Origin of the sequence: Cognatilysobacter xinjiangensis (genome assembly GCF_014651995.1) — a bacterium.
Lineage (GTDB): Bacteria > Pseudomonadota > Gammaproteobacteria > Xanthomonadales > Xanthomonadaceae > Cognatilysobacter > Cognatilysobacter xinjiangensis.
Window position 1 is genome coordinate 991,622 of sequence record NZ_BMXY01000001.1, and the last position, 11,919, is coordinate 1,003,540.

Annotated in this window: 9 protein-coding genes; all 9 read right to left on the reverse strand. The window is 69.1% G+C overall.

What is annotated here, in order from left to right; genetic code table 11:
* Window positions 1-90: 90 nt before the first annotated feature.
* Window positions 91-1,608: a lysine--tRNA ligase gene (lysS, locus tag IE066_RS04660; RefSeq protein WP_189447260.1), complete on the reverse strand. Its 1,518-nt coding sequence runs from the start codon at window positions 1,606-1,608 to the stop codon at window positions 91-93.
* 85 nt (window positions 1,609-1,693) lie between these two features.
* Window positions 1,694-2,822, reverse strand: a protein-coding gene (gene prfB, locus IE066_RS04665) for a peptide chain release factor 2 (protein WP_189447262.1) whose coding sequence is annotated in 2 segments (ribosomal slippage) — window positions 1,694-2,746 and window positions 2,748-2,822 — 1,128 coding nt in all. Because the reading frame shifts where the segments join, the coding sequence is not laid out codon by codon here.
* A gap of 62 nt (window positions 2,823-2,884) precedes the next feature.
* Entirely contained in the window at window positions 2,885-4,600 is a 1,716-nt protein-coding gene (gene recJ / locus IE066_RS04670) for a single-stranded-DNA-specific exonuclease RecJ (RefSeq protein ID WP_189447264.1), read from the reverse strand.
* The gene (locus tag IE066_RS04675; RefSeq protein ID WP_189447266.1) at window positions 4,597-5,532 is read right to left on the reverse strand and encodes a phosphoglycerate mutase; all 936 of its coding nucleotides are present in this window, start codon (window positions 5,530-5,532) and stop codon (window positions 4,597-4,599) included. Before IE066_RS04675 ends, recJ begins: the two co-directional genes overlap by 4 nt.
* A 4-nt stretch (window positions 5,533-5,536) precedes the next feature.
* Complete coding sequence (gene greA, locus IE066_RS04680; RefSeq protein WP_189448824.1) at window positions 5,537-6,001, reverse strand: transcription elongation factor GreA; 465 nt, start codon at window positions 5,999-6,001, stop codon at window positions 5,537-5,539.
* Window positions 6,002-6,145: 144 nt separating this feature from the next.
* The gene (gene carB, locus IE066_RS04685) at window positions 6,146-9,388 is read right to left on the reverse strand and encodes a carbamoyl-phosphate synthase large subunit (RefSeq protein WP_189447273.1); all 3,243 of its coding nucleotides are present in this window, start codon (window positions 9,386-9,388) and stop codon (window positions 6,146-6,148) included.
* 7 nt (window positions 9,389-9,395) lie between these two features.
* Window positions 9,396-9,782 (reverse strand): DUF6973 domain-containing protein, encoded by a 387-nt coding sequence (locus IE066_RS04690; protein WP_229790731.1) that lies wholly within the window; start codon window positions 9,780-9,782, stop codon window positions 9,396-9,398.
* Window positions 9,783-9,841: 59 nt separating this feature from the next.
* Window positions 9,842-10,966: a glutamine-hydrolyzing carbamoyl-phosphate synthase small subunit gene (carA, locus tag IE066_RS04695; protein WP_189447275.1), complete on the reverse strand. Its 1,125-nt coding sequence runs from the start codon at window positions 10,964-10,966 to the stop codon at window positions 9,842-9,844.
* Window positions 10,967-11,145: 179 nt separating this feature from the next.
* Complete coding sequence (gene dapB, locus IE066_RS04700; RefSeq protein ID WP_189447277.1) at window positions 11,146-11,856, reverse strand: 4-hydroxy-tetrahydrodipicolinate reductase; 711 nt, start codon at window positions 11,854-11,856, stop codon at window positions 11,146-11,148.
* Window positions 11,857-11,919: the final 63 nt, after the last annotated feature.

An 11,919-nucleotide genomic window follows, 5' to 3' on the forward strand; every position in this document is an offset into this window, starting at 1 on the left:
TGTAGGCCGAGGATAGCGTGCCCGCAGGATCGCGGCACTGGGCTTCCCTACCCTCTATCGGCCGCTTCCATCCCGTACTTGAGCGCATGGTCAGCCGGTCTGTTCAGGCCGCATATACGGGAAGAGCAGCACGTCGCGGATCGATGCGCGATCCGTGAGAAGCATCACGAGGCGGTCGATGCCGATGCCGAGGCCACCGGTGGGCGGCATGCCCACTTCGAGCGCGCGGATGTAGTCCGCGTCGAAATGCATGGCTTCGTCGTCGCCGCCGGCCTTGGCCTCGACCTGGGCCTGGAAGCGCGCGGCCTGGTCCTCGGGGTCGTTGAGTTCGGAAAAGCCATTGGCCAGTTCCTTGCCACCGACGAACAGCTCGAAACGGTCGGTGAGCTCGGGGTCGGCGTCGTTTGCACGCGCGAGCGGGCTGACCTCGACCGGGTGGTCCGTGATGAAGGTCGGCTGGATCAGCGTGTGTTCGACGGTCTTCTCGAAGATCTCGAGCAGCAGCTTGCCCCAGCCGTAGGACGCCTTCAGCGGAATGCGCAGGCGCGCGCAATGGGCACGCATCTTCTCGACGTCGCGCAGGTCCTCGCGCGCGATCTCCGGGTTGTGCTCTAGCACGGCGTCGGTCATCGACCAGCGGCGGAAACGCGGGCCGACATCGATCGCCTGCCCTTCCCACTGCAGCTGTGTGGTGCCCAGCACCTGCTCCGCGGCATGGCGGATCACCTCTTCGGTCAGGTCCATGATCTCCGTGTACGTGACATAGGCCTCGTACAGCTCGAGCATCGTGAACTCGGGGTTGTGCCGCGTGGACACGCCCTCGTTGCGGAAGTTGCGGTTGATCTCGTACACGCGCTCAAGGCCACCGACGACCAGCCGCTTGAGGTAGAGCTCCGGCGCGACGCGCAGGTACAGCTCGAGGTCCAGCGCGTTATGGTGCGTGACGAAAGGCTTGGCCGTCGCGCCGCCGGGGATGTAATGCATCATCGGCGTCTCGACTTCGAGGAAGCGCCTCGCATCGAGCCACGCGCGCATCGCGCGGATGATCTTGCTGCGCTTGACGAACACGTCGCGCGATTCCGGCGTCACGATCAGGTCGACGTAGCGCTGGCGGTAACGCTGCTCGATGTCGGCGAGGCCGTGGAACTTGTCCGGCAGCGGGCGCAGCGACTTGGTCAGCAGCCGCAGCACGTCGGCGCGCACCGACAGCTCGCCGGTCTTGGTGCGCGTCAGCACGCCCTCGGCGCCGACGATATCGCCGACGTCCCAGCCCTTGAACGCGTCGTAGACCTCGCCCAGCACGTTGGCCTGCAGGAACAGCTGCAGGCGGCCGGATTCGTCCTGGATCTGCACGAAGCTGGCCTTGCCCATCACGCGCTTGAGCAGGATGCGGCCGGCGACCGCGACACGGCGGCCCTCGCCTTCCAGCGCCTCGGCATTCCAACGCTCGGCGTCGGCGAACTCGGCCTGCAGGTCACCGGCGAAGTGCGTGCGCTTGAAGTCGTTCGGGAACGCGATGCCGCCTTCGCGCAACTGCGCGAGTTTCCCGCGGCGCTCGGCGATCAGGAAGTTCTCGTCGGTGGGCGGCGTGGCGGCGGTGTCGTTCATGGGGATCGCTGGGAGATGCGCCGTGCGGCGGCGCGGGAATGTCGGGAAATGCGGCGCGGCCCCCGCTCGTGCAGGGGCCGCCCGATCAGGCTGCGTCGACGCGTTTCGAGCCGGCCTCGAGGCCGGCCTTCAGGCTCGCCTCGACGAATTCGTCGAGGTCGCCGTCGAGCACCTTCTGCGTGTCGCTGCGCTCGATGCCGGTGCGCAGGTCCTTGATGCGGCTCTGGTCGAGCACGTAGTTGCGGATCTGGCTGCCCCAGCCGATGTCGGACTTGGTGGCTTCCACCGCATCGCGCTCGGCGTTGCGCTTCTGGATCTCGAGCTCGTACAGCTTCGCGGCCAGCATCTTCATCGCGTTGTCGCGGTTCTGGTGCTGGCTGCGGCCGGTCTGGCAGGCCACGACGATGCCGGTCGGCACGTGCGTGATGCGCACCGCCGATTCGGTCTTGTTGACGTGCTGGCCACCCGCGCCCGACGACCGGTACACGTCGGTCTTGAGGTCGGCCGGATTGATCTCGATGTCGATGTTGTCGTCGACTTCCGGCGACACGAACACCGAGGTGAAGCTGGTGTGCCGGCGGTTGTCGGAGTCGAACGGCGACTTGCGCACCAGACGATGCACGCCCGTCTCGGTCTTGAGCCAGCCGTAGGCGAACTCGCCCTCGACGCGCAGCGTCGCGGATTTCACGCCCGCCACGTCGCCGCCACTGACTTCCATCAGCTCGGTCTTCCAGCCGCGTGATTCGCACCAGCGCAGGTACATGCGCAAGAGGATTTCGGCCCAGTCCTGCGCCTCGGTGCCGCCCGCGCCGGCCTGGATGTCGACGAACGCGTTCGCGCTGTCCATCTTGCCGGAGAACATGCGACGGAATTCCAGCGCCTCGACTTCCTTCGCCGAGCGCTCGACGTCCCCGACCACCGCGTTGGCGGTGTCTTCGTCGTCTTCCATTTCCGCGAGTTCCAGCAGCTCGAGCGCGCCGGTGAGGCTCTCGGTGAGGCTGCGGATGCCGTTGACGACCTTGTCCAGCGAGGCGCGCTCGCGGCCGAGCGCCTGTGCGCGCTCCGGGTCGTTCCAGACGTCGGGGCTCTCGAGCTCCCGGTTTACTTCCTCGAGACGTTCGACCTTCTGGTCGAAGTCAAAGATACCCCCTGAGCGAATCCAGCCGACCGCGGAGGTCGGCGATTCGCTGGCGGACGGGATTCAGCTCGATCATGTCCGTCGTCGCATCGAAAAAAGAGGCTGCATTCTAGCAGCCGCGCGGGCCAGGGCCCTGCGTCACGCAGGCTCGCGATGAACGACGACCAGCTGGAACGCGTCGCCGCCACGGTAGTCGTCGGGCTCCAATCGGTAGGCGACGCGCACGCGCGGCGGCGGCGCCTCGTTCGCACCGCCGAACTCGATCGCGTTCAGGCGTGCGCCGCCGAGCCCGAGTTCCATGCGCAGGTGGCGCTGGCCGACGATGCGTGTGGACAGCACGTCGAACACGCCGTCGAAATGCGGCTCCGGGAACGCCTGCCCCCACGGGCCGCCGTCCCGGATCGCTTCGGCGCAACCGCGGCTCAACTCGGCGACGTCGAGCTCACCGTCGCTCAAGATTTCGGCCTGCAGCACGTCGGGCGTGAGCGCACCGCCGGCGACGTCCTGCAGCGTCTGCGAGAACTCGGCGAAAGCGTCCTCGCGCAGGCTGAGCCCGGCGGCCATCGCGTGGCCGCCGAAGCGTTCCACCAGCGCTGGGCGGCGCGAGGCCACCGTCGCCAGCGCGTCGCGGATGTGGAAGCCCGGAATCGACCTTGCGGATCCGCGCAGCATCGCCGAACCCGGGCCGGCGGGCGCGAACGCGACCACGGGCCGGTGCAGGCGCTCCTTGATCTTCGAGGCAACCAGGCCGACCACGCCCGGATGCCATTCGGGATCGAACAGGCAGATCGTCGACGGCAGGTCGCCGTCGGGAAGCTCGACGCGCGCTAGCGCGCGCTCCGCCTCGTCGACCATCTGCTGCTGCACCGCGCGGCGCTCGCCGTTGATCTCGTTGAGCGCGTTCGCGATCTCGCGTGCGCGGGAGAGATCGTCGCTCAGCAGGCATTCGATGCCGAGCGACATGTCTTCGAGCCGCCCGGCGGCATTGATGCGGGGGCCGATGGCGTAGCCGATGTCGGCCGTGCTCAGGCGCGCGAGATCGCGCTGCGATACCTCGGCCAGCGCACGCAGGCCCGCGCAGACCTGCCCGGAACGCATGCGGCGCAGGCCGGCCGCGACCAGCGCACGGTTGTTGGCGTCGAGCGGCACGAGGTCGGCGACGGTGCCTACGGCGACGAGATCGAGCAGTTGCGACAGATCGGGCTCCTCCGACGCGAAGGCGCCCTGCTCCCGCAGTCGGCGGCGCAGCGCCATCAGCACGTAGAAGATCACGCCCACGCCGGCCAGGGCCTTGCTGGCGAAACCGTCGCCGCGCACGTTCGGGTCGACGATGGCGTCAGCCGGCGGCAATGCCTCGCCCGGAAGATGGTGGTCGGTGACCAGCACCTTCCAGCCGCGTCCTTTCGCGGCGCTGACACCGGCGTGACAGGCGATGCCGTGGTCCACCGTGACGACGAGGTCCGGTGCCATCGGCGCGATCTCGTCGACCATCGCGGGCGTCAGGCCGTAGCCGTGCACCATGCGGTTCGGGACGGCGTAGGACACGCGACGACCGCCCAGCATGCGCAGGCCGCGCACGCCGACGGCGCAGGCGGTGGCGCCATCGCAGTCGAAATCGCCGACCACCACGATGTGCGCGTCGGCGGCGATCGCATCGGCGAGCAGGCGGGTCGCGGCGTCGAGGCCGCCCATCGTTTCCGGCGGATGAAGGTTCGCGAGTTTCGGTCGCGCGTGCTCGAGCGACTGCGCGCCGCGCATCGCGTACACCCGTGCGAGCACCGGGTGCAGGCCGCGCGCCCAGTCGCCGGGAGCGGCGAACGGGCGGCGCACGAGTCGGGCTTTGTAACGGCTCATCCGTCGTCGCGCTCGGCCAGGGCGCGCAGTGGGCGCCTCCAGAATCTCAGCGACTGCGACTTGCGCAGTTCGTGGATGTGGCCATCGCCCCATACGAGCCGCAGCGCGGCGATCTTCCCCGCCGCCAGGTCCGCGAGCGCGGGTTCGAGCCAGCGCTGGCCGAGGCGATCGAGGCGCCGCTCGTGCCGCAGGTCGTAGGCGGCCGCGTCGGTCGGCGTGTTCCACGCGTCGAGTGCGAGCGCATTCGCGCCGGCGGCCTTCGCGAACGCGTGCACCGTTTCATCGGGCGAGAGGACCACGCGCCACTCGCTCCCGATGCGGTCAGGCAAGGTGCCGGCGCCCCAGAACCAGACGGAATTGATCGGCGCCAGTCCGCGCGCCTGCCGCTCCGCGTTCAGCGGATTCTGGTGAAGCAGTACCTGCGCCTCCGACAGCAGCGCTCGCCAGCGACGGCCCTCCGCGCCTGACGGCAGGAGATCGAACAGATCGGCGCCGAGCGCCTCGTCGGGCGACGCGAGTGTCGGTACCGGCGCGCCGATAGGCAGCCGGAGATACCAAGCGGACGGCCGCCCCGCGTCGATCGGCATGCCCGAATCGCCGAACAACGGGCGCAGCGGGCGAAGCAGCGCGTCGGCCTCCGCCGCGTCGAGCGCAAGCATCTCGCCGACGGCCAGCAGTCGCGCGCCGTTGATGTCGGGGCGCACGTAGGCCGGGTCGGCGCGGAGCCACAGCGCGTTCGCCGCGTCGCCCGCATCCACCTGGCGCGTGACGGCGGCGGCCGGCCAGCCGCGCGGCAGCACGTCGAACAGGCTTTCGACGCCGGCCTGGCCCTGCGATGCGTCGGCGCGGCCGAGCGCGCGGGCCACGACGACAGGCAGCGACTCGCCGGCGAACCGGCTTCGCGGCGGCAGCACGAGGCAGGCGCGGCTCATCGCGTCAGCCGACGTAGCGGACGCTCACGACCTCGTACTCGCGCGTGCCGCCCGGCGCATCGATGGAGATCGAATCGCCCTCGTTCTTGCCGATCAGCGCGCGTGCCACCGGCGACGAGATCGCGATCAGGCCCTGCTTGATGTCGGCTTCGAGGTCCCCGACGATCTGGTAGGTCTTCTGCTCGTCGGTGTCGACGTCGGCCAGCTCGACCGTCGCGCCGAATACGATGCGCGTGCCCACGCTGAGCTTGGTCACGTCGATGACCTCGGCATGCGACAGCTCACTTTCCAGCTGCTTGATGCGGCCTTCGATGAAGCCCTGCTGCTCGCGCGCGGCGTGGTATTCCGCGTTCTCCTTGAGGTCGCCGTGTGCGCGCGCCTCGGAAATCGCGTTGATGACGGCGGGGCGCTCGACGGACTTGAGGTGGTCGAGTTCGGCGCGCAGACGCTGCGCACCCTTCGCGGTGATGGGAGCTCTCATGATGTTCCTCGTGGCGGCCGGCAGCGGTGCCGGCGCGTCGTGATGGGTCGATTGTGCCGTGTCCCGCGCCGGATGCGCAGCCCGGAAACGCGACCGGCCGCGCGCGGCGGCCGGCGGCGGTTTCCGTGACGGTCAGCCGATGCTGGCGTGCAGTTCCTGCAGCGACCACACCGGGCCGGTGCCACGGTATTCGAGCGACTGCAGCAGCGCGCGCGCGCCCGACACCGTCGTCGAGTACGTCAGGCGGTGCTGCAGCGCCTCGCGGCGGATCGAGAACGAGTCGGCGATCGCCTGGCGGCCTTCCGTGGTGTTGACGATGTAGACGATTTCGCCGTTCTTGATCAGGTCGACAACGTGCGGGCGGCCCTCGATCACCTTGTTGACGATATCGCAGGCCACGCCGTTCTCGCGCAGGAAGGCGCCGGTGCCCTGGGTCGCCACGACCGAGTAGCCGAGCGCGACGAGCTGCTGCGCCACCGGCAGCACGCGCGTCTTGTCGGGGTCGCGCACCGAGACGAACACCTTGCCCGCGGGCGGCAGCACCTTGATGCCCGCCGCCTCGTGCGCACGCGCGATCGCGGCGCCGAAGTTGCGGCCCACGCCCATCACCTCGCCCGTCGAGCGCATCTCCGGCCCGAGGATCGGGTCCACGCCCTGGAATTTGGCGAACGGGAAGATCGCCTCCTTCACCGAGAAGTAGTCCGGCACGATCTCCTTCGTCGCGCCCTGCTCCGCCAGCGTCATGCCGGCCATGCAGCGCGCGGCGATCTTCGCCAGCGGCATGCCGATCGCCTTCGACACGAACGGCACGGTGCGCGAAGCACGCGGGTTCACTTCCAGCAGGAAGATAGTGTCGCTGCCGTCGGCCTCTTGCTGGATCGCGAACTGCGTGTTCATCAGGCCGACGACCTTCAGCGCACGCGCCAGCGCGACCACCTGCTCGCGCAGTCGATCCTGCGTAGCCTTCGACAACGAGTACGGCGGCAGCGAGCAGGACGAATCGCCCGAGTGCACGCCGGCTTCCTCGATGTGCTCCATGACGCCGCCGATGAGCACGTTGCCTTCGCGGTCCGCGATGATGTCGACGTCGACTTCCACCGCGTGGTCGAGGAAGCGGTCGAGCAGCACCGGCGAATCGTTCGACACCTTCACCGCGTCGCGCATGTAGCGCGCGAGGTCGGAATCGGCGTGCACGACTTCCATCGCGCGGCCGCCGAGCACGTAGCTCGGGCGCACCACCAGCGGGTAACCGATCTCGCGTGCGAGCGTCAGCGCTTCCTCGGCGCTGCGCGCGGTGCGGTTCGGCGGCTGCTTGAGGCCGAGTTCATCGACCAGCTTCTGGAAGCGCTCGCGATCTTCGGCCAGGTCGATGCTGTCGGGCGAAGTTCCGATCACCGGCACGCCGTTGGCTTCCAGCGCGCGCGCGAGCTTGAGCGGCGTCTGGCCGCCGTACTGCACGATCACGCCGAAGGGCTTCTCGAGCTCGACGATCTCCAGCACGTCCTCGAGCGTGAGCGGCTCGAAGTACAGGCGGTCGGAGGTGTCGTAGTCGGTCGAAACGGTTTCCGGGTTGCAGTTGACCATGATGGTCTCGAACCCGTCCTCGCGCAGCGCGAGCGCCGCGTGCACGCAGCAGTAATCGAACTCGATGCCCTGGCCGATGCGGTTGGGGCCGCCGCCGAGCACCATGATCTTCCGGCGGTCGCTCGGATTCGCCTCGCACTCGTCCTCGTAGGTCGAGTACATGTAGGCCGTCTCGGTGGCGAATTCGCCCGCACAGGAGTCGATGCGCTTGTAGACGGGGCGCACGCCGAGCGCACGGCGCAGCACGCGCACGGCGGCCTCGTCGGTGCCGGTGACCTGCGCGATGCGCGCGTCGGAGAAACCGAGGCGCTTGAGCTCGCGCATGCGGCGCGCGTCGAGCGAGGCGAGGCCGGCCTCGGCGAGCGTCGTCTCTGCTTCGACGATCTCCTCGATCTGGTCGAGGAACCAGCGGTCGACGGACGACAGCGCGTGCACGTCCTCGACGCTCATGCCGGCGCGGAACGCGTCGCCGATGTGGAACATGCGCTCCGGGCCCGGCTCCCTTAGCTCACGGCGCAGGGTGGCGAGGTCCTCGTCGTTCGAGAGGTCCAGCCCCGTGGGGTCGAGGCCGACCTTGCCCGTCTCGAGCCCACGCAGCGCCTTCTGCAGCGATTCCTGGAAGGTGCGGCCCATGGCCATCACCTCGCCCACCGACTTCATCTGCGTGGTCAGGCGCGCATCGGCCTGCGGGAACTTCTCGAATGCGAAACGCGGGATCTTGGTGACGACGTAGTCGATCGACGGCTCGAACGACGCCGGCGTCTGACCGCCGGTGATCTCGTTGCGCAGCTCGTCCAGCGTGTAGCCCACCGCGAGCTTCGCCGCGACCTTCGCGATCGGGAAGCCGGTCGCCTTCGACGCCAGCGCCGACGAGCGCGACACGCGCGGGTTCATTTCGATCACGACGACACGCCCGTTCTGCGCATTCACGCCGAACTGCACGTTCGAGCCGCCGGTGTCGACGCCGATCTTGCGCAGCACGGCGATCGACGCATCGCGCAGGCGCTGGTATTCCTTGTCGGTCAGCGTCTGCGCCGGTGCGACGGTGATGCTGTCGCCGGTGTGCACGCCCATCGCGTCGAAGTTCTCGATGGAGCACACGATGATGCAGTTGTCCGCCTTGTCGCGGACCACCTCCATCTCGAACTCCTTCCAGCCCAGCACCGACTCCTCGACGAGGATCTCGTGCACCGGCGAGAGCTCGAGGCCGCGCTTGGCGATCTCCTCGAACTCCTCCTTGTTATAGGCGATGCCGCCGCCGGTGCCACCGAGCGTGAAACTCGGGCGGATGATGGTCGGGAAGCCGACGGTCGCCTGGATCTGCACCGCTTCCTCGAAGCTGCGTGCCACCGCGGCCTTCGGGCACTCGAGCCCGATCTCGGCCATCGCGACGCGGAAGAGTTCGCGGTCCTCGGCCATGCGGATGGCATCGCGCGAGGCGCCGATCAGTTCGACGCCGTACTTCTCGAGCACACCGTTGTCCGCGAGGTCGAGCGCGCAGTTGAGCGCGGTCTGGCCGCCCATGGTCGGCAGCAGCGCGTCGGGCTTTTCCTTGGCGATGATCTTCTCGACCGTCTGCCAGTTGATCGGCTCGATGTAGACCGCGTCCGCCATGTTCGGGTCGGTCATGATCGTCGCGGGATTGCTGTTGACCAGCACCACGCGGTAGCCCTCGTCGCGCAATGCCTTGCAGGCCTGTGCGCCGGAGTAGTCGAACTCGCAGGCCTGGCCGATCACGATCGGGCCCGCGCCGATGATCAGCACGGTCTTGATGTCGGTGCGCTTGGGCATCGTGTCCTCAGTACAGTCGGTTCTGCCACCGCTCGGGCGGCAGCCAGGTGATTCGGTCCGGATCGGTGGCATCGATGTCGCCGTTGCGCACGGCTTCGCGCACGGCCTCCTGCATGCCGGCCCAGCTGCGGGCCGCCGCGCCGATGCGCGCGCCGATCAGGTTGTTGTGCGCATCCATGGCGCGTGCCGCGTTGCCGTTGCCGCCGCGTTCCATGACGTCGGTGACCCAGTCCACGAAGCGCGGCGACAGCGTGTAGGCGACGATCGCGCTGGCCAGCGAGTGCCGGTAGGCATCCGCGGGGCCGTTGCGACCGCCCGGCAGCTCCGCGCGGAAGAACTGCACGTAGGTGGCGCCCAGCACGAAGGCCGGATAGGCGCCGGCCAGCAGCGCCATCACCACTCCGCGACGCCAGCGACCGCGACGCGAGCGGCCGTCGGCGCCGCCGGCGCTGTTCAACGCGCGGCCTCCATGGCTGCGATGAACCGGTCGAACAGCGGTGCCACGTCGTGCGGGCCCGGGCTCGCTTCCGGATGGCCCTGGAAGCTAAAGGCCGGCGCGTCGGTCAGGGCGATGCCCTGGTTCGAACCGTCGAACAGCGAGCGGTGCGTGACCCGCACGTTCGCCGGCAGCGTCGACTCGTCGACCGCGAAGCCGTGGTTCTGGCTGGTGATCAGCACGCGGCCGCTGTCGACGTCCTGCACCGGATGGTTCGCGCCGTGATGGCCGAACTTCATCTTCAGCGTGCGCGCGCCGGCGGCGAGCGCAAGCAGCTGGTGGCCGAGGCAGATGCCGTAGACAGGCAGCCTGCGCGCGATGAACTCGCGCGTGGCGTCGATGGCGTAGGTGCAGGGCTCCGGATCGCCGGGGCCGTTGGAAAGCACCACGCCGTCGGCATTCAGCGCGAGCACGTCGGCCGCCGGCGTTTGCGCGGGCACCACCGTCACGCGGCAGCCGCGCGAGGCCAGCATGCGCAGGATGTTGAGCTTGACGCCGAAGTCGTAGCAGACGACGTGGAAGCGGCCGTCGGCCTGCTGGAACGCGTCGCTGTCGAGGTCGAGCTCGGTTTCGGTCCAGGTGTAGGTCTCGCGGGTGCAGACCTCCTTCGCGAGGTCCATGCCTTTGAGGCCCGGGAACTTGCGCGCGGCCTCGATCGCGGCGTCGACGTCGATGTCGCCCGCCATGAGCGCGCCGTTCTGCGCGCCGCGGTCGCGCAGCAGGCGCGTGAGCTTGCGCGTGTCGATGTCGGAGATCGCGACCACGCCCTTCTCCGCCAGCCAGCCCGGCAGCGAGAGCTGCGAGCGCCAGTTGCTGGGGCGCTTGGGCACGTGGCGCACGATCAGGCCGGCCGGCCATACCTGCTTGGCCTCGTCGTCCTTCGGCGTGGTGCCGGTGTTGCCGATGTGCGGATACGTCAGTGTGACGATCTGCCGCGCGTACGACGGATCGGTCACCACTTCCTGGTAGCCGGTCATCGCGGTGTTGAACACGACTTCGCCGACCGACAGGCCGGGCGCGCCGACCGAAACGCCCTCGAAGATGGTGCCGTCTTCGAGCGCGAGGATTGCGGGTTGGGTCACGGGGGATCGCCTGTGCTGCCACGGGACGCCGAGCCCTGCATGCGCCGGATCGCGGCTGCAGAAAATCGCGGACGCGGTGCGTGACCGGTCCGACGATAGGGCTTCAGGCGAGCGGGAATTCTAGACCCATGACGCCCCGCGTGCCAGCGCCGTGGCTACGGCCGCTCGTGAATGGCTGCTCAGTCCAGCAGATCGGCGACGCGGTAGGCGCCCGCCGGGCGGCCGTGCAGGCGTCGTGCGACATGCAGCGCGCCGCTGGCGAAGATGTCGCGGCTGGTGGCGCGATGGACGAGCTCGATGCGCTCGCCGGCCGTCGCGAACTGCACCAGGTGCTCGCCGACGATGTCGCCGGCGCGCAGCGATGCATAGCGAGGCCCGGCGCCGCCTGCTTCGGCCCGCGCGCCGAGCGCCAGTGCGGTGCCCGAGGGTGCGTCCTTCTTGTGCACGTGATGCGACTCGACGATGTCGCAGTCCCAGCCGGCGAGCGCGCGCGCCGCGCGCTCGACGAGGTCGCCCAGCACCGCCACGCCGAGGCTGAAATTGGCCGCCCACACCGTCGGTATGGACGTGGCAGCGCGTTCGAGCGCATGCCGCTGCGCGTCCGACAGGCCGGTGGTGCCCGTCACCAACGGGACGCGGCGTTCGACGCAGAGCGCGAGTGGGGCATCGAATGCCTCGGGCAGGCTGAAATCGATCGCGACATCGAATTCCGGTGCGTCGCTCAACGAATCCGCCGCGATCCAGCGGGCGCCTTCGGGCAGGGCGTCGAGGCGGTGCCGCGAAGCGGCCGCGACCACCCGGAGATCGTCGCGATCGGCGGCGAGGCGCAGCAACGCCTGGCCCATGCGCCCGCTGGCGCCGTGTATGAGGAGTCGAGTCGGTTCGGTCATCGCGCGAGGCTAGCGACGCGGCCGGCACGCGACAAGCGCGGCGCTGGCTAGAATCGACCGACA